24 protein-coding genes are annotated in these 22,712 nt (G+C 59.1%); 12 read left to right on the forward strand and 12 right to left on the reverse strand.

Annotated features, from left to right (window positions below):
* Positions 1-75 precede the first annotated feature (75 nt).
* A complete protein-coding gene (cls, locus tag AB3226_RS02905) occupies positions 76-1,371 on the reverse strand; it encodes a cardiolipin synthase (protein WP_367371936.1) in 1,296 nt (431 codons plus the stop codon).
* Between the two features lie 323 nt (positions 1,372-1,694).
* On the opposite strand from cls, the gene AB3226_RS02910 reads away from it, so the two are divergent.
* Positions 1,695-2,435, forward strand: a complete 741-nt coding sequence (locus tag AB3226_RS02910; protein WP_367371937.1) for a Mut7-C RNAse domain-containing protein — start codon at positions 1,695-1,697, stop codon at positions 2,433-2,435.
* A gap of 172 nt (positions 2,436-2,607) precedes the next feature.
* Here AB3226_RS02910 and AB3226_RS02915 read toward each other — a convergent pair whose 3' ends face one another.
* Positions 2,608-2,751, reverse strand: a complete 144-nt coding sequence (locus AB3226_RS02915) for a DUF2986 domain-containing protein (RefSeq protein ID WP_367375741.1) — start codon at positions 2,749-2,751, stop codon at positions 2,608-2,610.
* Between the two features lie 128 nt (positions 2,752-2,879).
* Positions 2,880-3,752, reverse strand: coding sequence for a DNA/RNA non-specific endonuclease (locus AB3226_RS02920; protein ID WP_367371938.1), 873 nt, complete (start codon positions 3,750-3,752; stop codon positions 2,880-2,882).
* Between the two features lie 659 nt (positions 3,753-4,411).
* Here AB3226_RS02920 and AB3226_RS02925 point away from each other — a divergent pair.
* The 3 genes from AB3226_RS02925 (at position 4,412) to AB3226_RS02935 (ending at position 5,795) form a co-directional block, all read left to right on the forward strand.
* Positions 4,412-4,801, forward strand: coding sequence for a GFA family protein (locus AB3226_RS02925; protein ID WP_367371939.1), 390 nt, complete (start codon positions 4,412-4,414; stop codon positions 4,799-4,801).
* A 99-nt stretch (positions 4,802-4,900) separates the two neighbouring features.
* Positions 4,901-5,302: a hypothetical protein gene (locus AB3226_RS02930; protein ID WP_367371940.1), complete on the forward strand. Its 402-nt coding sequence runs from the start codon at positions 4,901-4,903 to the stop codon at positions 5,300-5,302.
* 211 nt (positions 5,303-5,513) lie between these two features.
* Positions 5,514-5,795, forward strand: coding sequence for a DUF3303 domain-containing protein (locus AB3226_RS02935; protein WP_367371941.1), 282 nt, complete (start codon positions 5,514-5,516; stop codon positions 5,793-5,795).
* A 197-nt stretch (positions 5,796-5,992) separates the two neighbouring features.
* On the opposite strand, the gene ligD is transcribed toward AB3226_RS02935, so the two are convergent.
* Positions 5,993-8,632: a DNA ligase D gene (ligD, locus tag AB3226_RS02940; protein ID WP_367371942.1), complete on the reverse strand. Its 2,640-nt coding sequence runs from the start codon at positions 8,630-8,632 to the stop codon at positions 5,993-5,995.
* A 179-nt stretch (positions 8,633-8,811) separates the two neighbouring features.
* On the opposite strand from ligD, the gene AB3226_RS02945 reads away from it, so the two are divergent.
* Entirely contained in the window at positions 8,812-9,264 is a 453-nt protein-coding gene (locus tag AB3226_RS02945) for a cupin domain-containing protein (RefSeq protein WP_367371943.1), read from the forward strand.
* Positions 9,265-9,341: 77 nt separating this feature from the next.
* Here AB3226_RS02945 and AB3226_RS02950 read toward each other — a convergent pair whose 3' ends face one another.
* Complete coding sequence (locus AB3226_RS02950; RefSeq protein ID WP_367371944.1) at positions 9,342-10,124, reverse strand: tellurite resistance TerB family protein; 783 nt, start codon at positions 10,122-10,124, stop codon at positions 9,342-9,344.
* 114 nt (positions 10,125-10,238) lie between these two features.
* On the opposite strand from AB3226_RS02950, the gene AB3226_RS02955 reads away from it, so the two are divergent.
* The 4 genes from AB3226_RS02955 to AB3226_RS02970 all read left to right on the forward strand — a co-directional run bounded on the left by AB3226_RS02955 (position 10,239) and on the right by AB3226_RS02970 (position 13,145).
* Positions 10,239-10,610, forward strand: a complete 372-nt coding sequence (locus AB3226_RS02955) for a VOC family protein (RefSeq protein WP_123359919.1) — start codon at positions 10,239-10,241, stop codon at positions 10,608-10,610.
* 200 nt (positions 10,611-10,810) lie between these two features.
* Positions 10,811-11,533, forward strand: coding sequence for a phosphatidylcholine synthase (gene pcsA, locus AB3226_RS02960; protein WP_367371945.1), 723 nt, complete (start codon positions 10,811-10,813; stop codon positions 11,531-11,533).
* Positions 11,534-11,544: 11 nt separating this feature from the next.
* Positions 11,545-11,931 (forward strand): DUF488 domain-containing protein, encoded by a 387-nt coding sequence (locus AB3226_RS02965; protein ID WP_367371946.1) that lies wholly within the window; start codon positions 11,545-11,547, stop codon positions 11,929-11,931.
* Positions 11,932-12,218: 287 nt separating this feature from the next.
* Entirely contained in the window at positions 12,219-13,145 is a 927-nt protein-coding gene (locus tag AB3226_RS02970; protein WP_367371947.1) for a universal stress protein, read from the forward strand.
* Between the two features lie 204 nt (positions 13,146-13,349).
* Here AB3226_RS02970 and AB3226_RS02975 read toward each other — a convergent pair whose 3' ends face one another.
* Together AB3226_RS02975 and AB3226_RS02980 are read right to left on the reverse strand one after the other, a co-directional pair.
* A complete protein-coding gene (locus AB3226_RS02975) occupies positions 13,350-14,162 on the reverse strand; it encodes a class I SAM-dependent methyltransferase (RefSeq protein ID WP_367371948.1) in 813 nt (270 codons plus the stop codon).
* Positions 14,163-14,199: 37 nt separating this feature from the next.
* A complete protein-coding gene (locus AB3226_RS02980) occupies positions 14,200-14,472 on the reverse strand; it encodes a DUF4242 domain-containing protein (protein ID WP_305449244.1) in 273 nt (90 codons plus the stop codon).
* Positions 14,473-14,706: 234 nt separating this feature from the next.
* On the opposite strand from AB3226_RS02980, the gene AB3226_RS02985 reads away from it, so the two are divergent.
* Complete coding sequence (locus AB3226_RS02985; protein ID WP_367371949.1) at positions 14,707-15,165, forward strand: GNAT family N-acetyltransferase; 459 nt, start codon at positions 14,707-14,709, stop codon at positions 15,163-15,165.
* 15 nt (positions 15,166-15,180) lie between these two features.
* Here the strand turns inward: AB3226_RS02985 and AB3226_RS02990 are convergent, their stop codons facing one another.
* The 3 genes from AB3226_RS02990 to AB3226_RS03000 all read right to left on the reverse strand — a co-directional run bounded on the left by AB3226_RS02990 (position 15,181) and on the right by AB3226_RS03000 (position 17,189).
* Positions 15,181-16,392: a cytochrome c biogenesis protein DipZ gene (locus AB3226_RS02990; protein ID WP_367371950.1), complete on the reverse strand. Its 1,212-nt coding sequence runs from the start codon at positions 16,390-16,392 to the stop codon at positions 15,181-15,183.
* Positions 16,393-16,646: 254 nt separating this feature from the next.
* Complete coding sequence (locus AB3226_RS02995; protein ID WP_367371951.1) at positions 16,647-16,877, reverse strand: hypothetical protein; 231 nt, start codon at positions 16,875-16,877, stop codon at positions 16,647-16,649.
* 48 nt (positions 16,878-16,925) lie between these two features.
* Entirely contained in the window at positions 16,926-17,189 is a 264-nt protein-coding gene (locus tag AB3226_RS03000; RefSeq protein WP_048394907.1) for a DUF2790 domain-containing protein, read from the reverse strand.
* 504 nt (positions 17,190-17,693) lie between these two features.
* Between AB3226_RS03000 and AB3226_RS03005 the strand changes: the two genes are divergently transcribed.
* Both AB3226_RS03005 and AB3226_RS03010 read left to right on the forward strand, forming a co-directional pair.
* On the forward strand, positions 17,694-18,434 hold the full coding sequence (locus tag AB3226_RS03005; RefSeq protein WP_007896007.1) for a response regulator: 741 nt from the start codon (positions 17,694-17,696) through the stop codon (positions 18,432-18,434).
* A complete protein-coding gene (locus tag AB3226_RS03010; RefSeq protein ID WP_367371952.1) occupies positions 18,431-19,741 on the forward strand; it encodes an ATP-binding protein in 1,311 nt (436 codons plus the stop codon). Before AB3226_RS03005 ends, AB3226_RS03010 begins: the two co-directional genes overlap by 4 nt.
* Positions 19,742-21,104: 1,363 nt before the next feature.
* Here the strand turns inward: AB3226_RS03010 and AB3226_RS03015 are convergent.
* Together AB3226_RS03015 and AB3226_RS03020 are read right to left on the reverse strand one after the other, a co-directional pair.
* Entirely contained in the window at positions 21,105-21,866 is a 762-nt protein-coding gene (locus AB3226_RS03015; RefSeq protein WP_367371953.1) for a DUF2063 domain-containing protein, read from the reverse strand.
* Entirely contained in the window at positions 21,859-22,692 is an 834-nt protein-coding gene (locus tag AB3226_RS03020; protein WP_367371954.1) for a DUF692 domain-containing protein, read from the reverse strand. Before AB3226_RS03020 ends, AB3226_RS03015 begins: the two co-directional genes overlap by 8 nt.
* Positions 22,693-22,712 lie beyond the last annotated feature (20 nt).

Here is a 22,712-nt window from a genome sequence, read left to right on the forward strand (position 1 = left end):
CTGCTTCTTGGGCTTGGGTTAGCGACATACCAATCAGGGTGCAGAACAATGCATCTCAGCGACACGTCACTCAACTCATAGCCAGTATTCCCAGAGTCGCGCCATCTGCTCCTTGGCTCTCACACCGAGCGAGCGACGCTGCCACTTTTCCAGCTTGATTTCGTTCGACTTGGCCAGATCAGCCAGGAATGCCGCCTGCATCCTTTTTCCAAACCCGGTGCCCAGCACAACAACGTTGACTTCATCGTTGTGCAGGAAGCTGCGCCAGTCCAGGTTGGTGGAGCCGACACTCGACCACACGCCATCGATTACTGCAGTCTTGACGTGGAGTAGCGCGTCACGGCGCTCGTAAAGTTTGACGTTGGCCTTCAGCAGCTCGCTGTAGTAAGCGCGACCAGCATGGAGCACCAGCCACGAATCTGTGCTGCTGGGCAGCACCAACTTGACGTCGACTCCACGTGCTGCTGCCTCCTTGAGTGCCGCCAGCAACTGCGGGTCGGGTACAAAATAGGCGTTAGTCAGCCATATCTCGGTCTGCGCGCTACGCAGCGCCGAAATCAGCGTGGCATAGATCAGGCTGAACGGCTCATCTGGCGAGCTACCGATGGCGCGCACCACCTCGGTGCCTTCGCGCTCAGGTGGCGGAAAGTAGTGGCGAGCCGCGAGTGGTTCACCTTTCTGGGTCGTCCAGGTTTCGATGAACAGCTTCTGCAGTTCCGCAACCACGGGCCCCTCGATGCGCAAGTCGGTATCGCGCCAGGGCAGATCACCATTTGGGCGAGTCTTCGAGTGAGAGCTGAGCGAGCCCCCTGAATAGACGCTGCTGATGTTGATCCCGCCGAGAAAGGCAATACGGCCGTCCACTATCAGCAGCTTTCGGTGGTCGCGCTGGTTCACGTCCCAGCCTGCTTTGGCCGTCATCGGATTGACTGGGTTGTACTCCAGCACCTTGATACCCGCTGCGGTCAATCGAGAGAAAAACGCTGATGGTGTTCCAAGGGTTCCGACGCTGTCACGGATCAGATTGACCTGTACGCCTTTCTGTTGCCGAGCGATCAGTGCGGCGGCGAAGCGCTGGCCGACTTCATCATCGTCAAGGATGTAGGTCTCCATGTTGATGTGGTCGCGCGCAGCTTCCACGGCTTTGATCATCGACTGGTAGGTGGTGGGGCCGTCCTGCAGCAAGTCGACCTTGTTTCCTTCCGTTAGCGGGCTGCCGACGATGGATTCTTCGATTGCAAGGTGCACGTCGAAGATGTCGGTCTCTGCGCCGGTGGACTTGAGTCGATCGAGAATGGCCTTGCTGCGCTCGGCTGACAAAGGTCCGTGTATCCCGTCGAGCTGCACTGGCGCAGAGGGCGCGCGAGCCATGTCGGGCACTATCCTCGGCAATGTACTGCAGGAAACCACAAATGCCAGGAGCACAGCCACGCACAGAGCCAGAGGAATACATGCTCCCTTACATGTGGTTAGAAGATTCATTAGGCCCCCTCTTTGTGAGGACGGTGATAGCGAGTCGCGACGCCATCACTTGCTTTGACCACTGTGTAAGGGCCGGGTTCGTCGTCAGGGGGTGCTTTTGGTTGTGGATTCAATCGGTCATGTAGTGCGGCTAACGATCGTAGTTTGGGGCCTCCCGGAGAAGATGTCCGGACCAGACTCGCTGATCCTGCAGCCCTGCCATACTGTTCAACATGACCCGTGCAACCTTCCGCTTCTACGAGGAGCTCAACGATTTCCTGCCGGCCGGACGGCGGCAGCAGTCCTTTACCTGCGAGTGCGCACGAGGGGCAACGGTCAAGCACATGATCGAGGCGCTCGGGATTCCGCATACCGAGGTCGAGCTGGTGCTGCTCAACGGCGAGTCGGTGGGCTTCGAACGGGTGATCTTCGACGGTGACCGGCTGGCGGTGTATCCCAAGTTCGAAGCGCTGGACATCAGCCCGCTGCTCAAGGTTCGTGCGCACCCTTTACGGGTGCTGCGCTTCGTCGCTGATGCGCACCTTGGCGGGCTGGCCAACCTGCTGCGCATGAGCGGCTTCGACACCCTCTACGACAATGGCTTCGAGGATAGCGAGATCGCCGAGATCGCCGCGCAGCAAGGACGCATCGTGCTAACCCGCGATCGCGAACTGCTCAAGCGGCGGATCATCAGCCACGGCTGTTACGTGCATGCCCTGAAACCGTCGCTGCAGCTGCGCGAATTGTACGAGCGCCTCGACCTGGCGCGTAGCGCGCGGCCATTCAGCCTGTGCCTTCATTGCAACCTGCCGCTGCACGAGATCAGCCCGGAACAGGCCAGGCCGCAGGTGCCGCCACGCGTTGGCGTCCTCTATTCACACTTCCTGCGCTGCGACGCCTGCCAACGGGTTTACTGGGAGGGTTCGCACTGGCGCAGCATGTGCGAACTGCTGGCACCTCTGCTGGCCCGATAGCCGAGCGCATCGGGCCGGCTGCGTTGCCAGGGAATAACTGGCTTTTGTATCAGCTGGATAACGGCCAAAAGCGGCTAATCAAATGTTACCCAGGAAATCTGGTTCAATTCAGAGCAGCGAAGCGGCTACCGCTTGAATGAATTGTCAGGCCGCGTCCTCGCAGCTACATAGATTAGCTCTCAGAAGAAATGATTGAGTCCTGACTGGATTCAGCAGCCAGCTTCAATCGGTCAGCTTTACAAATGTATTTGGACTTGCTTGGCGGTGCCAATTTGGCACTCGCCTTTTTGGCGTGAGCCTTTAATAACTGCTTTATTTTTTACGACGATTCATATTCTTCTACTCGGTTTGTAAGCTCTTGAATGGTATCAGCTTAAAATATTGGGCCAGAATGAAACACCCCATCGGTTGCATCCAGCCTTTGGGGTGCAGTTCATCAAGCCATCAAGAGCGCCCTACGGAACCTGTGACCGGTAGATTCCCCAGCAACTTGAGCCCGGTACTCTTCACGAAAGCGTCATAGTCCATCGGTCTCTCGATGCGAGTTTCAGCGTTGGGCAGTACGTAGGCCCAGGCACGCTTGGACGATGCGTCGTAAACCAGCTTGAACAGCCGAGTCGGCACCCAGACCTTGTTGTCGCCGATGGTGGTGTGGCCTGAGTCAAAGAGCGGGCCGGTAAAGACAAAAACATTGCCATCGGCTCGCTTGGCAAATTTCCTGACATCGGACTCGACCTTACTCCAGATCTTCCGGTTGTTGGTTGGGTCTTGCGGCACCATGTTCGACAGTGCAAAGGATTGGGCCATTGCATTGGGGTTCGGTGCATCGGCTGCCGGGGATTGATGGCCACGGTCCACGGCCGGATGTTGGCTGCGGTAGTCGCTCAACTCTGCCCGTCCACTCTTGGGGATGCGTGGGTCCGGGTAGAACTGGTTGGTGCGCTCCTCGCCTTTGGCATCCTGCAGTTGGGCGGCATTAAGGCGTTCGACCACGACCAATGGCGTCTTGCTGGTTTGCGAGTACAGCACCGCAAAGTTGTCGGAACACAGCGCCAAGGGTTTCATGGTTGCAGGCACAGTGGCCGTGTTGATCGGTTTAGCTGCCGGGAACAGCTCTGTGCAGCCGTCAAACGATGCCTGTTTCTGTTTGTTTGAATAGAGGTCCAGGGCCGCGTTCTGGCTGACCGAGCCCGAGCGGGATACTTGTTCCTGATGCTGGGTGGGCGGTTTGAGGAGATCCAGCAGACCGCGGGCTTCTGCCCCGGTCGAGAGCAAAACAAGGGCCGACAGCCCAACTGCAATTTTGCGTAGGTGCATGCTTTAAAAATCTTCGAATTGGATTGAGGGGTAAACGTACGACGAATCCCGGTTCACGGAACTCGGTGGAGGCGGTTGCTGATTAAATTGCGGCAAGCATGCTTTCACTGTCCTTGATCAAAATACCGATGTGGATTCGATCGGTTCCGAGCAGTACGACTACTGATGGTCGTTGCAGGATTTATTGACCATCACAAGTCACTTTAGTGCTGAGCAGCGTTTACATTCGACCCGCCGATGCTCGTCGAAGAAGCCGATCGGCAGAGTACGGCCAGAAGCGGACACACCAGCCTGCGTGGCGTCGGAAAACTATAGAGATTATTAGAATGCCAATTGAGTGCCAAAGATGCTGTCAAGGTTCCGTTCGAGCGATGCGTATCCGCTCTACGCATATTTTGCTGTGGGTCTGCGAGGAGTGTGAAGCGACCTGGAAAAGCCAAGATGAAGTCAATGTCAGTAAATTTGAAGACTACGGAACGTTAATGATGGGTATCCGACGCAGCCCTTTGTGGTCGGAGCTGGAGCCCCAGTAAAAAGCACGTAACCATTTGCTTTGCACTTTCTGCGAACTGTCCTCTTTGGGTTGTGAATTCAGCCCATTCCCCAAACCCCACCCTCCCATCTAAAGTAGCGCGATCAAAATCCGGGGAACGATGAACATGGATGGGTTTCACCAAGGTAGCTGCCTATGCGGGGCGGTGAAGTATCAGGTGTCAACTGAGCTGAAAGCCGTCACCCATTGCCATTGCAGCCAATGCCGAAAGGGACATGGAGCAGCCTTCGCGACGTATGCCAGCGCCCCCAGGTCAGCGGTTTCGATCATGACCAGCGCAGAGACGCTCAAGGGTTATCAATCGTCCGAAGGCGTAACGCGACAGTTCTGCTCCAACTGTGGCTCCTCGCTGTTCTGGTCTGATTCGAAAGGATCGTTTCCGGACTGGATTTCGGTCGCAGCAGGTACGCTGGATACGCCATTACTGGCTAAAAAGCAGAAACATGCCTGTGTATCCTCGAAAGCGTCCTGGTACGAAATACAAGATCCGCGATAAACCCAGCCAAGGCCAGCAAGCCCGGGATGTCGACATCGCGCTCAACGGCACCACAACCCCATGGGCAAACCCGATCATAGCGCTCTATGATTGAACCCCATGACGACCTCTCTTCCGATCCGCCAACCCTGCCCGCCCGGGGCCTGCATCTGCGAGCGTGAGCCGTTGCTGGAAACCCCCGGCGCGGATTTGCGCATCCTGAGCCTGACCCGGTCGGAGGAGAAGCGCCTGATCGAACGCCTGGAAAATCTCCAGAGCCTGAGCGATCTGGAGCGTCTGCAACACCGGATGTTTGAGCAGTTGGGTCTGCGCGTGGAGATCGTCCCGGGCTTCAATGAAGTGCGCACCATGCGCGGCATCAACATCACCCTCGGCGAATTGCCGGGCCTGTGTCGCAAAACCCGTCAGTCGATTCCGGCGGCGATTCGCCGCGGGTTGGAGAAGCGCCCGGAGATTGCCTACGAGCTGCTCAATGCCAACGACTTGCTACGTGATGCCTGATGGTTTGCACTGTTATCCCGATATGTTCATTTCAGATGCCTGAAAGAGGATCAGCGGTCGTACGCAAAACGCGGGCCGCTGCTATGCCTTTTCATGGGAGAAAGGGTTTCAGGCCAGCCAGGATGAAGCTGGAAACACAAGCGTGACCGTGGCCCCGGCGCCAGCCAGGTACGCGAAAATAATGGTGCCAATCCGTAGCAGGAGGTGGCAGATGTTATTCATCGTCCGTTGGTCCATCAGCCCGCAACATCGTAATAGCGCGATCGAACGTTTTCTCAAGACCGGTGGCGCGCCACCCGCAGGCGTCAAGATGCTGGGGCGCTGGCATGCCGTCGGCGGCTCGAGTGGTTTTGGCATTGCAGAAGCCGATGATCCGGTGTCGATTCAGAAGTGGGTGCTGGAATGGAGCGACCTCATGAGCATGGAAGTCCACGCCGCATTGACCGATGAACAGGCGGCTCCGCTGCTGGCTGCCGCGCTCGGCAAGCAATAGTCGTCGAGACGGCGAGCCTGTGGTGAGGGGGCTTGCCCCAATGCCAGTCAGTTAAGAGACAGAACAAGCGATGAGCAACCTGTGGCGAGGGAGCTTGCTCCCGCTGGGCCGCGAAGCGGCCCCTCTTATCCCCAAAAAGAGGGGGACTGCTTCGCAGTCCAACGGGAGCAAGCTCCCTCGCCACAGGTTCAGTATCATTACTTTTTCATCCCGACCCGCCGGCGCATTTCGGCAGTAATCGTCTGCCGGGTTTTCTTCAGCTCGGCCCAGGGTTCATCACCGATCTCGGCCAAGCGTTCATGTACATTGTGCACGTTCCATTGATTGCCACCCTTGAGCTCGACCACCTCCTCCCGAAAGATCGGCACCGACACCGGCAGCCCTTCGCGGGTGCGCACGGCGTAGGCGCAAATAGTGGTGGCGCCCAGACCGTTGCGCAGGTAGTCGATGAAGATCCGCCCGACGCGGTTTTTCGGTCCGGACACCGCAGAAAAGCGATCCGGCAGTAATTTGGCCATGTGGCTGACAATCGCGTGGCTGAAGTCCTTGACCTCGTCCCACCCCTGTTTTCGGGTCAGCGGTACCACCAGGTGAATCCCCTTGCCGCCGCTGGTTTTGAGAAACGCCTTGAGCCCCAGTTCATCCAGCACTGTGAGGGTTAGCTGGGTCGCTTCGATCATGCTTTTCCAGGGCAGCGCCGGGTCCGGGTCGAGGTCGAGGACGAAGCGATCGGGTTTATCCAGATCGACTGACGTGGCGTTCCAGGTGTGCAGTTCCACCGTGCTCATCTGCACCGCGCCGATCAGCGCTTTGGCGTTGTTGATGATCATCACCGGTTGGCCCGTCAGTTCCTTGTCCAGGGTAACAATCCCCGGAATGGCCAGGCGCTCGGCGTTTTTCTGAAAGAACAGTTCGCCGGCGATGCCGTCCGGCGCGCGCACCAGCGCCACCGGCCGGTCCTTGAGTTGCGGCAGAATCCATTCGGCAATGCTGGCGTAGTACTCCGCCAGTTGCATCTTGGTGGTGCCGCTGCTGACGTCGATCACCCGGTCCGGGTGCGTGATGCGCACCTTGCCGCTGGCCAGGCCGATCTGCGACGGCGCGACAGTCGACTGGGCGTTTTTTGGCTCGGCGGTGTCAGGTTTCTCGGCGACGGATTTCTTCTTTGCCGCGGACTTTGGTGCGGCGGTTTTCGAGGCTGATGTTTTCGAGGCTGAAGTATTCACGGTTTTCGGCAGCTCCTCGGTAATTTCTTTGGCTGGCTTGTCATCACGCAAACCATGGAACACGGCGTGGCGCACCGAGCCGTCCTTGGTCATTTCGGCGAAGGCCACTTCTGCCAACAGTGTGGGTTTGAGCCAATGCACACCCTTGGCTTCAAAACCGCTAGGCGGATTGACCACCGACGGTTTTTTCGTCTGCAGCGGTTTCAACTGTTCGTAAATACGCTTGAGAGTCGCCTCGTTGAACCCGGTGCCCACCTTGCCGGCATAACGCAACTCACCGCTGTCGAGGTCGTGCAATCCCAGCAACAGTGCGCCAAAAGCACTGCGTGCGCCTTTGGGATCGGTGAAGCCGACCACAACGAATTCCTGCCGATGCTTGCACTTGAGTTTGATCCAGTCACTGGTGCGCCGAGACACGTAAGGCGAGCCCAGGCGTTTGCCGATCAGCCCTTCCATCTTCATTTCGCAAGCACTGTTGAGCAACGCCTCAGGGGATTCGCCGAAGGCGTCGGAGAATCGCAACAGCGGATTCTCATTGAGCTTGAGCACGGTCGCCAGCGCCGCCCGGCGCTCCTCGACAGGCACTTCGCGCAGGTCCACGCCATTGAGGTAGGGCAAGTCGAACAGGTAGTAAACGATGCTGCCACTTCGGCCGGAATCGAACGCGTTTTGCAATGCCTGAAAATCCGGAACGCCCTGCTCGTTGGCCACCACCATTTCGCCGTCGAGCCAGGCCGACTCCAGGCCCAGCGCTGCCAGTGCCTCGGCTTGCCCGGGCAATTTGTGGGTCCAGTCGTGACCATTGCGGGTGAAGAGTTTGACCTCGTCGTGATCGATGCGCGCCATGACCCGGTAGCCGTCGAACTTGATCTCATAGCTCCATTCGCCGGTCGGCGCGGATTCGACCAGCGTCGCCAGTTCGGGTTTGAGCAGCTCCGGTAGCCTGGCTTTGCGCGCGCCCGTCAGTTGTGTCGACTTTTCCTTGCGCGCCTTGCCAGGGGCTTTTTTGATCGGTTTGGTTTCTTTAGCTCCGTGCTTTTTTTCCACGATGGTGCGGTCGCTGAGCACGCTGTCCGGCTCGGCGGCGACCACGTCGTATTCGCTGTCGGGTCTGGCGGCGCTGTCCTGATGCTTGATCAAAAACCATTGTTCCTGCTTGCCCGGCATGTGCGTGCGCACGAGGTTCCACAGACCGCCAAGCTTCTCTCCTTTCAGCTCGAATTTCAGCCGGCCCTTGGTGTACGCCTTGGCCGGATCGTCCAGGGGAATCCACACCCCACGATCCCAGACGATCACATCGCCGGCGCCGTAATGCCCTTCGGGAATGGTGCCCTCGAACGTGGCGTAATCCAGTGGATGGTCCTCGACATGGATGGCCAGGCGCTTGACCTTGGGGTCCAGCGACGGCCCCTTCGGCACCGCCCAACTTTTCAGCGCACCGTCGAGTTCCAGGCGGAAGTCATAGTGCAGGTGGGAGGCGTCATGCTTCTGAATGCAGAATTGCAACGCATGATCCTTCGCCGTTTTTTTGCCCGAGCGTTTGGCGGCGGCCGGTTCCGAGGTCGCCGAGAAATCGCGCATGCGGTTGTAATCGTCCAGGTTCTTGTTCATGGCTGATGCTCGTTGCCGAACGCTGAGTGGGCAGGTTCTACATCAGCAGAGCGACAGGCCTGGAAGAAAATTCCATCGCCGTTGAAATTGCCCGGACAGACGGATCGGTGTTAGGGCACTTGTTCGCGGCGCAGTGAATATACTCAGCGCAGAGGGATTCATGCCTCGGAGAGCAAATCATGCGAACGGTTCACGTCATCGAAGCCGGGAAAACGCCCGCGCCGGTCAAAGTTGTTGGAGAGACAATCACTATTCTTGCCGGTGACGATCCGACCAAACCCTTTGAAATGCACATCCAGGAAGGTGTGCAAGGTGGCGGGCCACCGCTGCACTTTCACCCTTGGGACGAAGCGTTCTACGTCATCGATGGGCAGATCAAAGTGACGGTCGCGGGTCAATCCACCATCGTCTCGACCGGGGGTTACGTACACATCCCCGCTGGGGCGATCCATGCTTACAAGAACATCAGCCCCACCGCGAAAATCATTGGCGTGGTTTCCGATCCGCGTGGCGGTCAGTTTTTTGCGGCGTTGGATCAGCTCAAAGTGCCTGAAGACCTGCCTCGGATACTGGAGATATCTGAAGGCTTCGGCGTTACATTTCTGCTGCCGAAATCATCAGAACACACGTAAGAGCTGCCGCAGGCTGCGATCTTTTGATCTTTGGTATGTTCGAAACTGCTGAAAATCAAAAGATCGCAGGGGAACGCTCAGGCAGCACCGCCCTTGGCCTGCTGCTCCAGGTGCACCTGCAACTCTGGATCGATCTTCAACGCAGCGGCCAATTCATCCAGATAATTGCGCTCGGCGTCCTGCTGATCGTCCACCAACATCACGCTGGCAAGGTACATCTCGGCGGCCATGCCCGGATCCTGGGCGGACTGCGCCACATCGGCGGCATCCAGCGGCCGGGCGACTTCGTCATCGAGCCATTGCTGCAGTTGCGGATCGTCGGTGTGGCGGCCGATTTCGGTGCTGATCATGTGTTTCTCGGCATCATCGATGCGGCCATCGGCCTTGGCGGCGGCGATCAAGGCACGCAGGATGGCGTGGCTGTGGTCTTCGATTTCCGGGCCAGACAACAGGTCAACGGTGCGCGGTGCCTGTTGCGGTGCCGAGGCCTGGCTGCGTTGCCAGGCCTGATACGCCTGGAACGCCATCATCCCCAAAGAAGCCAATGCCGCATAATTGGTGCCGCCCGAACGTGTCTGGGTCGAACGACCGATGGGTGAATTGCCGCCCAGCAGACCACCGAGCAAACCACCCAAGCCTCCACCGCCCGCACCGGCACCCGCGCCGCGCCCTAACAGACCACCCAGCAACCCGCCAAGATCGCCCAAACCTCCTTGAGCTGACGCCGCACCGCCACTTTGTTGCGACTGCGAGCCCTGGCCGGCCCGCAGTAATTGCTCAAGCAAATCGCTGGTGTTCATGACGACGTCCTCATTAGTGGGCAGAAACTCAGTCAGGCAACGATAGTCTTCGCCAGACATTCCGCCAACTCCGTCTGACTGACGTCATGGGTGTTGCCCTTGCCCTTCACACTCCTGACAGAAACTGACACCGCCTCCTTTTATGCTGCGCCCACCTTGAATGGAGCAGCCCCTATGATCACTCCCCGTTATATTTTGCTTTTCGTGGAAAACCCCGCCGTCAGTGCGCGGTTCTATGAGTTTCTGCTGGAGCGCAAGCCCGTGGAAGAGTCACCGACCTTCGCGCTGTTTGTCCTGGAGGGCGGCTACAAACTGGGGCTCTGGTCACGGCACACCGCCGAACCGGCAGCGCAAGCGACGGGCGGCGGGACCGAGCTGGCGTTCCCGGTGGAGTCCGCCGAGCAGGTCGATGCACTGTTTGCCGATTGGAGCGCGCTTGGGCTGACCATGGCGCAAGCACCGACAGAGCTGGACTTCGGTCGCACCTTCGTCGCGCTTGACCCGGATAACCATCGACTGCGCGTGTTCCACCCCTCGCTGAGCTGACCGCCCGTCTCGACATCGGTCAAACGCTCGATAAGTGCCCCGGATTATTTCCGGGGTATTTTTTTGCGCGGCGGCTAAGATTCAAGGGTGGTGAACCTTATTCCCAAAAATCCGGTCGATACCTGCAACCCGACCCGGTTTGCCGACGCCCTCAACCAGAGGGTGATAATTGGCTGCTTCACTTTCTGGAGAACGCCCCCGTGATATCCACTGTACACATTGCCAGGCTCAAAGCATGGGGCGCCCATGGTTTTACCGCCACTGGCGTGGTCACAGCCTTCCTCGCGACCCTCGCCTTGTTGGAGAATCAGCCCACCAATTGCCTGCTATGGCTGGGCGTGGCGCTGATCGTCGACGGTCTGGACGGCGCGCTGGCGCGCAAGGTGAACGTGCAGTCGGTGCTGCCGAGTTTCGACGGTTCGATCCTCGACCTGGTGATTGACTACCTGACGTATGTGTTTATCCCGGCACTGTTCATCTATCGTTACATCCCGTTGCCGGACTACACCCTGCTGCTGAGCGTGTCGCTGATTCTGGTGTCGTCTCTGTTTTGCTTCTGCAACGTCAATATGAAGAGCAAGGACAATTACTTTCAGGGCTTCCCCGCCGCGTGGAACGTCGTTGCGCTGTGCCTGTACATCATCGACCCATCGCCGTGGATTACCTTGCTCACCGTCATCGGCCTGGCGCTGCTGACCGTGACCCGAATGAAATTCCTGCACCCGTTCCGCGTGCGGCGGTTCATGCCGATCAACATTGCCGTGACAGCCATCTGGCTGCTGTGCAGCTTGTCGCTGGTGGTCAACCACCCGGTCATCAATCCGCTGGTGATGGGTTTGTGGCTGCTGATGTCGGCGTACTTCCTGGGGATCTGCTTCTGGCGCACGGCGCTGGAGTGGTTCGACAGCTCGCGGCTCAAATAGGCATTGCAATCATGCCCATCCACATCGTCCAACTCGGCTCCCCCCGCACCGCGAATGAAGGCCTGCGCCTGGGCACGGTACGCCGCCCGCCTCGGGGTGTGCCGAAGGCCGAGTTTGCCAGCCGGGATTTCTACGATGTGTGGCAACCGCTGCTGTCCCCCAGCCCCGAGTTGGTGGCCGAAGCCAAAGCGGCGGACGATGCCAAAGCCTGGGGAGCCTTCAAGCGCAAATTCAAGGCCGAGATGAACCATCCCGCGCCCAGCCAGATGCTCGACCTGCTGGCCGCCCTCTCCCATCAAACGTCGCTGGCTTTGGGGTGTTATTGCGAGGAAGAGGCGCACTGCCACCGTTCCGTATTACGGGAGTTGCTGGAGGCACGGGGCGCGAAGGTTGTCTAGATAGGGTAAACACCCAAAATCCCCTGTGGGAGCGGGCTTGCTCGCGAAGGCGGTCTTTGAGTCGATAGAAATGTTGCCTGATACTCCGTCATCGCGGGCAAGCCCGCACACATTAGAACGTCGGCGCAATACCCATCGCATGAACACCGCCGATTCCGAGCAGTGCTCTGCTTCGCACGGCCCGTTCGAGCGACCAAGCACCCCAGAGACTGATCATGGTCAATAATCAAGGGATTGAGATGTATTAAACGACCGTCGTCTGCTCGTTTACCCACGGGAGGTTTGTCATGTCTGGTCAAGCACGTTTCATGCTGGTCGCCTCGCCCCTGATGGAACACAGCCCTGCCTTCGACCGGGCCGCCGCGCTGGCCAAGGCTGAGGATGCGGCCTTGCACATCGTGGCTTTCGACTATCTGGAAGGCCTGGCGACCGCCGGCATGGTCAATGAAAAGGCTCTGGAGCAGATGCGTCTGGGGTACGTCGAGCGCCACCGTCAGTGGCTTGAGGACCAGGCCCGTCCCTTGCGCAAGATCGGTGTGCACGTCACCACCGAGGTGGTTTGGGTCGAAAATCCGCTGGAGGAAATCCTGACTCACCTCAAAGAGCAGCCGATGGACGTGCTGATCAAGGCGCTGGAACATCAATCACGGCTGTCGCGGCTGGTGTTTACCCCTCTCGACGTGCATTTGCTGCGCGAATGCCCGGTGCCGCTGCACTTCGTCAGCCATGCCATTCATGCGTTGCCGCGCAAGATTGTCGCCGCGGTCGATCCGTTCCATCGTGATGATCACTACAAAAGCTTCAACGACCGGATCCTTCACGAAGCGTCAAAACTGGCGAGCGCCTGCAATGCCGAGCTCGACGTGGTCTACGCCTATGACCTTTCGTCTATCAGCTCGGACGAGTTCAGCTTCGAAAACGGTTCGGCGTTTTTCGCCTCGGACAAGGCCAAGACCCTGTTCGACTTCCAGGAGGATGCCTTCAACGATTTGGCCGCGCGCAATGGCATCGCCCCGGAGCAACGGCACATGCTCATGGGCAGCCCGACCAAAGTGCTGACCCGCTATGCCGATACTTATGACGTCGACGTGATTGTCATGGGCCGGGTCGGCCATCGCGGCATGGGCCGGTTGATCGGCAGCACAGTGGAGCATCTGCTGTACAAAATGCCGTGCAGTGTGTGGGTGGTGTACACCGAGCGGCTGGATGAGTAATTGCGCCGGCTAAATCACATACCTCTGTGGGAACGGACTGCTGTGGTGATGGACATCTGTGGCGAGGGGGCTTGCCCCCGTTGGGTCGCGAAGCGGCCCTAAAAGCTTTGCGACTGCTTCGCAGCCGAACGGGGGCAAGCCCCCTCGCCACAAAGGCTCCCTCACCACAAAGGCTCGCTCCCACAAGTGTTTTGCGTTTTCAATTCAACGCCGTGTAATCACCACCTCCAGGTATTCACTGGGCACCACCAGCGACCGTTCCCCCGCCCGGTTCAGGCGATTCAGCAGTTCGGTCAGGTCGTTTTCCAGGGCCGCGCCCTCTTCGGGTGGCAGGGTCGCAAAGGCCTTGTGAACCGGCCCATACCAGGTACGGAAGGTGTCGATCCAGTGCGCGGCCGAGCGATAGCGGAAGTTGAACAACCGCCGCGTCACCTGGAGCTGGAAGTCGCGCTGGTCGAAGTGCGAGTTTAACCAGGCTTCGGTGCCCCAGTTCGAAGGTGGTTGCGCTCCCGGCGGTGGCGGCATGTGGCGGCCCAGGGTCTTGAATACCTGGCCGATGTAGCCTTCAGGCGTCCAGTTGGCAAGGCCGATCCGCCCGCCAGGGCGGCACACCCGCGCCAGTTCCGCTGCAGCCTTGGGCTGATCCGGCGTAAACATCACACCAAAGGTCGAAAGCACGGCATCGAAACTGGCGTCCTCGAACGGTAAGTCCTCGGCATCGGCCACCTGAAAAGTCACGTCCAGATGTTCCGCCCGTGCGCGGTCTTCGCCGCGTTCAAGCAGCTTGGCCACGTAGTCAGTGGACGTGACCTTGCAGCCCCGGCGCGCAGCGGCGAGCGTTGCGTTACCGTTGCCGGCGGCGACGTCCAGCACCTGCTCATCACAGAGCAAGTCGCAGGCTTCGGCCAGTTGTTCACCGACGATCTGTAAGGTGGTGCCGATCACGGTGTAGTCGCCGCTGGCCCACGTGGCCATTTGACGGTTTTTCAGGGCAGTGAGGTCAATGGGTGTGCTCATGAAGTCTGCTCCGTTGCGGGTTGGAACGCGTCCCGGTTCACTCCGCCGTGGTGGGATCGATGATGTTCATGACCCGGGAAACGCTGTTGATGGGAAATTCACCCTTTTTGGCGTGCTCCCTGATCAGTCCCTCGTTCGGCGCGATGTACACGCAGTAAATCTTGTCGCCAGTGATGTAACTCTCCAACCACTGCACCTCTGGCCCCATCTCGCGCAATACATCGCAGGATTTTTGCGAAATCGCTTTGAGCTCTTGTTGTGGCAGTCCGCCGGCACCCGGAAGCTCGCGTTCAATAATGTATTTAGGCATGGCAACTTCCTTTTCTTGATGGTGATGACAGGGTCAACAATGATCCCGTCGTCCACAAACTATCGCTCCCGGATACGCCGACGTCCTGCCGATCGTCCGGAGAGCTCACGAAATATGGCATTCTCCGATGCATGGTCACCTATCTGTAACGACGCATTAACACCCAAGTGCCCGGATTGCCGATACGCCATGAATCAGCTCTTATAAGCCACCGACTTTTGGAAAGGATTCCCCATGCCTCGACTGGACTGGCTCGCCCACCATATGCACCACAGCGACACCTTTGCCTCATGGATTCACCAGCAGTTCGACTACGAATACGCCGACCAGCCCTTGCCTCACTGGCAACGGGAATTCGCTGACGGCCAAACCAATGGCCGCTGGCAATGCTTGATCGCCCAGGACGGAGATCAACTGCTGGGTGGCGCTGCGCTGGCCATGGCCGATCTGGCTCAACGGCCTGACCTGGGCCCTTGGCTGGCCTGTGTGTTCATCACACCCGAAGCGAGGGGAAAAGGATTGGCCGAGCGTTTGATCGAAGGGATATGCGCAAAGGCCAAGGAAAATGGTGTAGCGAGGATCTACCTGCACACCCACGACCAGAGCGCCTACTACACCAGACGCGGGTGGACGGTACTGGAGCGCTTTCAGGCTTGGGAAAAAGACCAATGGCTCATGGTGAGGGACCTGTGAGCCATTGATGAACGGTTATGCGGCAGGCGCTTTGGCCTCTTCCAGCAGTTGCCGAATCATCTGTTCCTGAGTCTCGTAGCGGCCCTCACCAAAGTGGGTGTAACGCACCTGGCCCTTGGCATCGATCAGGTAATGAGCGGGCCAGTACTGGTTGTCAAAGGCGCGCCAGATCGCGTAGTTGTTGTCGATCGCCACCGGGTAGGTGATACCGAGTTTTTTCACCTGATCGCGGACGTTGTCAATGATGCGTTCGTAACCGTACTCCGGGGTGTGCACGCCGATTACGACCAGGCCGTCCTTCTCGTATTTCTTCGCCCAGTCCTTCACGTAGGGCAAGGTGTGCTGGCAGTTGATGCAGTCGTATGTCCAGAAGTCCACCAGCACCACTTTGCCGCGCAGGGAATCGTTACTTAGCGCTGGCGAGTTGAGCCATTCGACTGCGCCGGAAAGTGACGGCATCGCGCCTTTGGCCGCGTCCATGGTCGAGTCGGCCTTGACCTTGCTGATGAAGTAATCGACCACTTTCGGTACGGTTTCCAGCACGTGCTGTTCAACCGTGGTGACGCCTTCGGATGAGGTGCTGGCGAGCAGCTTGTTGTCAGCGCCGGTGGAGATAACGGCTGCGGCGACCAACACCGCAGCCCCCGTGCCGCGACGCAGCCAACCGGTGAGCGGAATCGACGGTTTCAAGCGATTGACCAGGCCGCGACCGGCGAAGATCAAAGTGCCCAGGGACAACGCGCTGCCCAGGCCGTACGCCACCAGCAGCAGACTGGTCTGAGCGTTGGCGCCTTGCAGCATCGCGCCGGTGAGAATCACCCCGAGGATCGGCCCGGCACACGGCGCCCAGAGCAGACCGGTGGCGACGCCGATCATCACCGAGCCTAACGGGCCAGACATTTTGCGAGTGTCGGGATCGAGGCGATTGCCCAACAGCACGAACGGGCGCGCCAGCCAACCGCCGACCCGTGCGGAGATCAGCGACAGGGCGAACAGCACCATCACAATCAGTGCCACATGGCGGCCAGTGTTGTTGGCTTGTACCACCCAATCGCTGCTGACCACGGCCAGGCTGGAGATCAGGGCGAAAGTCAGGGCCATGCCGCCGAGGGTGAGCAGGATCGAAGAACGCGTGCGTTTAACACCGGCAAACAGAAACGGCACGACCGGGAGGATGCAGGGGCTGAGGACAGTCAAAATGCCGCCCAGGAAAGCGATGAGAAACATGGGGATCACCTTGAGATACGATCCATGTGGGAGCGAGCCTTTGTGGCGAGGGGGCTTGTCGGAACGCCGCATCGCCCCGTTGGGGCGCGAAGCACCCCTGAAATCAGCCACCGCGATCTTGAATTAGAAAGCAGTGACCGGTTCACGACTGCTTCGCAGGCGAACGGGGCGATGCGGCGTTCCGACAAGCCCCCTCGCCACAAAGGCTCGCTCCCACACTGGAAATGTTGAGTTCATAGGAACAGTGGCTGGCTTCAAGCCGCCTGGTTGTCCAACTGCTGGCCCTGTGGCGTGCGGCTGTAGCCATTCTCTGCGACCAGTTGCCCTTGCGGCGTGCGGCTCGAACCATCCTCAGTCAGCAGCGGAGTCAGTTGGAAGCAGGTGCTGCTGCCACAGGTATTTTGTTCAACCGCGGCGTTGGCATGGGCGGCGGCGCCAGCTACGGAGAAAACGATGGCGGTCAAAAAGCGGGTGACGTTGTTCATGATGTTCTTCCTGTTTCAAAGGGGATGGGCAATGGGGAGTCGAAGGACTCAGTTGCCTTCGTTGCAGCCGTCAGCGAATTTGCTGTAATCCAGAACCTGGGTTTTTCCTTGGGAATCCAGGTAGGTCATCCGGGCATTCACAATCCCGCAGGCAGGTGTGGCGTCCTGTTTCATCGACAGCACTTTCTGGATGTCCAGGTGCGTGCCGTAGGTGTAGGTTTGAGGGGTTACATCGGCTTCGGCGCGGGCCGACAAAGTGCAGATGTTCAAGGCAGCAAACAGGCAGGCGGCGTAGACGGCTTTGGTGTTCATGGTGGTTTCCTCAGAGCTTCAATAGGTCAATCGTTGATTGAGCGAGGCGGTTTGGGTTTGCCTCGATGGAACCTATTTGAAACCCGCGAGGTATCTCGTCTGTGTCCAGAACAGGCGCGGGTAAATCGCTGTGTATCTGTGCCTGCTTGCGATACACAGCGATACAAAACGCCCGAAATCGCAATGCTAGTCTTGAGTCCGTGAGAAACCTGTGGCGAGGGAGCTTGCTCCCGCTTGAGTGCGTAGCACTCACAAAAATCGGCGATTGTTATCAGATCTTTGGGGCCGCTACGCAGCCCAACGCGAGCAAGCTCGCTCGCCACAAAGGTAGGCTTGACTGAAGAGTCGCGCTTAAGTGAACAACATCGCCCTGAAATCGGCTGCTTTTTGCGTCCCCGTGTATCCGCCGATACTCCAGATACACTGCAATACAATCGACGGCAGGCGAGCGGGCCAAGGCTCGATAGACTGCGTGACAACTCCCATTCAAGAGGCTTGGTCACCATGGAACACGTCGATCACATTCTCATCGTGGACGATGACCGCGAGATCCGGGAACTGGTAGGCAACTACCTGAAAAAGAACGGCCTGCGCACCACCGTGGTAGCGGATGGACGGCAGATGCGCTCGTTTCTGGAGTCCACGCCGGTGGACCTGATCGTGCTCGACATCATGATGCCGGGCGACGATGGCCTGGTGCTCTGCCGCGAGTTGCGCGCAGGCAAACACAAAGCCACGCCGGTGCTGATGCTCACCGCTCGCAACGATGAAACCGACCGCATCATCGGCCTGGAAATGGGCGCCGACGATTACCTGGTAAAACCGTTCGCCGCCCGTGAATTGCTCGCCCGTATCAACGCTGTGCTGCGACGCACGCGGATGCTGCCGCCGAACCTGGTGATTACCGAAAGCGGTCGCCTGCTGGCATTCGGTCGCTGGCGCCTGGACACCTCGGCCCGGCATCTGCTGGATGAGGACGGCACCATGGTCGCCCTCAGCGGCGCGGAATATCGCCTGCTGCGGGTGTTCCTCGATCATCCTCAGCGGGTGCTCAATCGCGACCAATTGCTCAACCTGACTCAAGGCCGCGATGCCGATCTGTTCGACCGCTCCATCGATTTGCTGGTGAGCCGCTTGCGTCAGCGCCTGCTGGACGATGCCCGGGAACCGGCCTACATCAAGACCGTGCGCAGTGAAGGCTATGTGTTTTCCCTGCCGGTGGAAGTGCTCGGTGCGCCGTCATGAATCTTGCGCTGCACTGGCCCCGCACGCTGGCCTCGCGGCTGTCACTGATTTTCCTGATCGGCCTGATCCTCGCCCAGGCGCTGTCCTTTGGCGCTCAGTACTACGAGCGCTACGAAAGTGCGAAAAACACGATGTTGGGCAATCTGGAAACCGACGTCTCGACCTCCCTCGCCATCCTCGACCGTTTGCCCGCCGATGAGCGTGTGAACTGGCTGCAGCGTCTGGAGCGCACCAACTACAGCTATCTGCTGAATGAAGGCTCGCCGGGCACGCCGATGGCAGCCAGCGATGTACCGATTGCAGTGACCTCGATTCAAGACGCCATCGGCCATGATTACCCGCTGACTTTTACCGACATCCCAGGCCCGAAGAAACACTTCCAGGCTCACCTGAAATTGAAGGACGGCAGCCCCGTCACCCTTGATGTGCGGCCTAAGATGGTGCCGTTGTCGCCGTGGTTGCCAGCGGTATTGCTGGGACAACTGGTGCTGATGATTGCCTGCACCTGGCTGGCCGTGAGAATCGCGATCCGCCCGCTCACCCGCCTCGCCCAAGCGGTGGAAACTCTCGACCCCAACACCCACGCCGTGCACCTGGACGAAAAAGGCCCGAGCGAAGTCATCTACGCCGCCCGGGCCTTCAATGCGATGCAGGCGCGCATTGCGGCGTATCTCAAGGAGCGCATGCAACTGTTGGCGGCAATTTCCCACGACCTGCAAACTCCAATCACGCGCATGAAACTGCGCGCCGAATTCATGGATGACTCCAGCGAGAAAGACAAACTGTGGAACGACCTCGGCGAGATGGAACACCTGGTGCGCGAAGGCGTGGCCTATGCCCGCAGCATCCATGGTGCCACCGAGGAAAGTCGTCGTACTGATCTGGATTCATTCCTCGATAGCCTGGTGTTCGACTATCAGGATATGGGTAAAGACGTGCAGCTCGACGGCAAAAGCGCAACCGTGATTAACACCCGGCCGCATGCCTTGCGACGGGTGCTGGTGAACCTGATAGACAACGCGCTGAAATTCGCCGGCGCGGCAGAGCTGTGGGTGGAAACGAAGGCTGATGGCAGCTTGTCGGTGAAGGTGATGGACCATGGGCCGGGGATTGCCGAAGAGGAATTGGCGCAAGTGATGGAGCCGTTCTACCGCGTGGAGAATTCGCGTAATCGCAGTACGGGAGGGACCGGTTTGGGGTTGGCAATTGCGCAACAATTGGCGCTGGCGATTGGCGGGTCGTTGAGATTAAGCAATCGCGAGGGCGGTGGGTTATGTGCGGAGCTCAAGTTGCCGGCGACTCAATAACACTCAATATCCCACAGGAGTCGTGGGTGTTTGAGGGACCTGCGCTCAGTCAGGCAGCCATGCCACCACAAACCGGCAACACCATAAATCCATTGTGGGAGCGGGCTTGCCCGCGATGAGGCCAGCACTTCCAGCATCCATGTTGGCTGACACTCCGCCATCGCGGGCAAGCCCGCTCCCACAGGGGTCGTGGGTGTTTGGGAGGTTGCACTCGATCAGGTAGCCATATCCACCAGAAACCGGCAACACCATAAATCCATTGTGGGAGCGGGCTTGCCCGCGATGAGGCCAGCGCTTCCAGCATCCATGTTGACTGACACTCTGCCATCGCGGGCAAGCCCGCTCCCACAGGGGTCGTGGGTGTTTGGGAGGTTGCGCTCGATCAGGTAGCCATATCCACCAGAAACCGGCAACACCATAAATCCATTGTGGGAGCGGGCTTGCCCGCGATGAGGCCAGCACATCCAGCATCCATGTTGGCTGACACTCCGCCATCGCGGGCAAGCCCGCTCCCACAGGGGTCGTGGGTGTTTGGGAGGTTGCGCTCGATCAGGTAGCCATATCCACCAGAAACCGGCAACACCATAAATCCATTGTGGGAGCGGGCTTGCCCGCGATGAGGCCAGCACATCCAGCATCCATGTTGGCTGACACTCCGCCATCGCGGGCAAGCCCGCTCCCACAGGGGTCGTGGGTGTTTGGGAGGTTGCGCTCGATCAGGTAGCCATATCCACCACAAACCAGCAATACCATAAATCCATTGTGGGAGCGGGCTTGCCCGCGATGAGGCCAGCACATCCAGCATCCATGTTGGCTGACACTCCGCCATCGCGGGCAAGCCCGCTCCCACAGGGGGCGTGGGTGTTTGGGAGGTTGCGCTCGATCAGGTAGCCATATCCACCAGAAACCGGCAACACCATAAATCCATTGTGGGAGCGGGCTTGCCCGCGATGAGGCCAGCACATCCAGCATCCATGTTGGCTGACACTCCGCCATCGCGGGCAAGCCCGCTCCCACAGGGGTCGTGGGTGTTTGGGAGGTTGCGCTCGATCAGGTAGCCATATCCACCAGAAACCGGCAACACCATAAATCCATTGTGGGAGCGGGCTTGCCCGCGATGAGGCCAGCACTTCCAGCATCCATGTTGGCTGACACTCCGCCATCGCGGGCAAGCCCGCTCCCACAGGGGTCGTGGGTGTTTGGGAGGTTGCGCTCGATCAGGTAGCCATATCCACCAGAAACCGGCAACACCATAAATCCATTGTGGGAGCGGGCTTGCCCGCGATGAGGCCAGCACATCCAGCATCCATGTTGGCTGACACTCCGCCATCGCAGACAAGTCGGATCGCCGCACCGCTCGCTCCTACAATTGATGCGTGCCGATCACCCCTTCCCCGTGCATCTGCCGCAACAACACCAATCCGCTGTCGATAAACTCCAGCGCCCCCACCATTCCAGCCTCCGCTGCCGACCCTTCCAGCTGCGCTCGGCCAGTGAGCTGAGGAAACGCTTCGATCCGCTGCAACAACCGCCACGCCAACGGGCTTAGTTCGCAGAAGCGCACACTCCAGTCCTCGGCCCGACGAACCAACAGCAACGTCGGCTGAACGGGCGGCGAGTCCGGCCGATAATCCGGCCCCAGCAACTGCACCGGCCAGCCATACGCCAACGGCCAGGCCAGCGGCGAAACCTGCAACGGTTGATCCAGCAGCAATGCGGCATCGCTGGCCGGCAACGGCTCCGCGTCGGATTGTTGCAACGCCATCTCGACCCATTCGTAATGCGCCAGCTCGACCATGAATGGCGGCCACGTTCCATCGCTCAACGCCAACGGCTCAGAGGCGAGGAACTCGACAAATTCCTGGGCGATCTCGCCGAATTTCGGCGTTTGAGCGCGGTAGTCCCGCAGGAAGATCCGCACCAGAGAACGCCACTCACCGTCACCCAATATCTTCACCAGCACCGGAAAAGTCCCGCTGAGCAACGACGACAGATTCGAAAACACCAGATCTCGATAAACCTGCGCCCGTGCCACGTCCATCCCGGCGGGCGGCGCGTTGTGGTCGGGGTCACGCAGGTAGCGAGTCAATGTGTCTTGCTGTTGATACAAACTCGGCTTATCCACGGTTCTCACCTTGCAGGCGGCGAATGGTCTGCAATTCACTCACCAATTCAGAGAACACCGGAAAGTTGAAATCCCGTTCCAGCAGCGTCGGTTGCACACCAAACCGCCCATACGCCTCGGCCAACAACGACCACACCACCGGTTTGACCGAGGCGCCATGGGTGTCGATCTTCAGCGTGTCGGATTCATCGAAGTGTCCCGCCACATGCATGGCAACCACCCTCCCCGCGTCGATGCCGGCCAGAAACGTCTGCGGATCGAAGCCGTGATTGATCGAGTTGACGTAGACATTGTTGACGTCCAGCAACAGGTCGCAATCGGCTTCTTGAAGCACCGCGTTGGTGAACGTCAGTTCGTCCATGTCCTGCTGCGGCGCGGCGTAGTAGGAGACGTTTTCCACCACCAGGCGTCGACCGAGAATGTCCTGTGCCTGCCAAATTCGAGCGGCAACGTGATGCACCGCTTCTTCGGTAAACGGCAACGGCAGCAAATCGTAAAGATGCCCGTCATCGCTGCAGTAGCTCAGGTGTTCGCTGTACAGCGGCACTTTGTAGTGATCGAGAAAAACCCGCACTTCCTGCAGGAACCCGACGTCCAGCGGCGCCGGCCCGCCCAAAGACAAGGACAAGCCGTGACAAGACAACGGATAGCGCTCGGCCAGGGCGCGAAACGCCGCGCCGTGAGCGCCGCCGATGCCAATCCAGTTTTCCGGCGCGACTTCCAGGAAGTCGAAAGCGCCCACCGGGGCCGCTTGAAGATCCTTCATTAAACCGCGGCGCAAGCCTAGCCCGACGGTCGCCTTCGCTGATGTGAGGGGAGTCTGCATGGTGTCGATCTCATCCTGGA

The organism is Pseudomonas lini (genome assembly GCF_964063345.1).
Lineage (GTDB): Bacteria > Pseudomonadota > Gammaproteobacteria > Pseudomonadales > Pseudomonadaceae > Aquipseudomonas > Aquipseudomonas lini_B.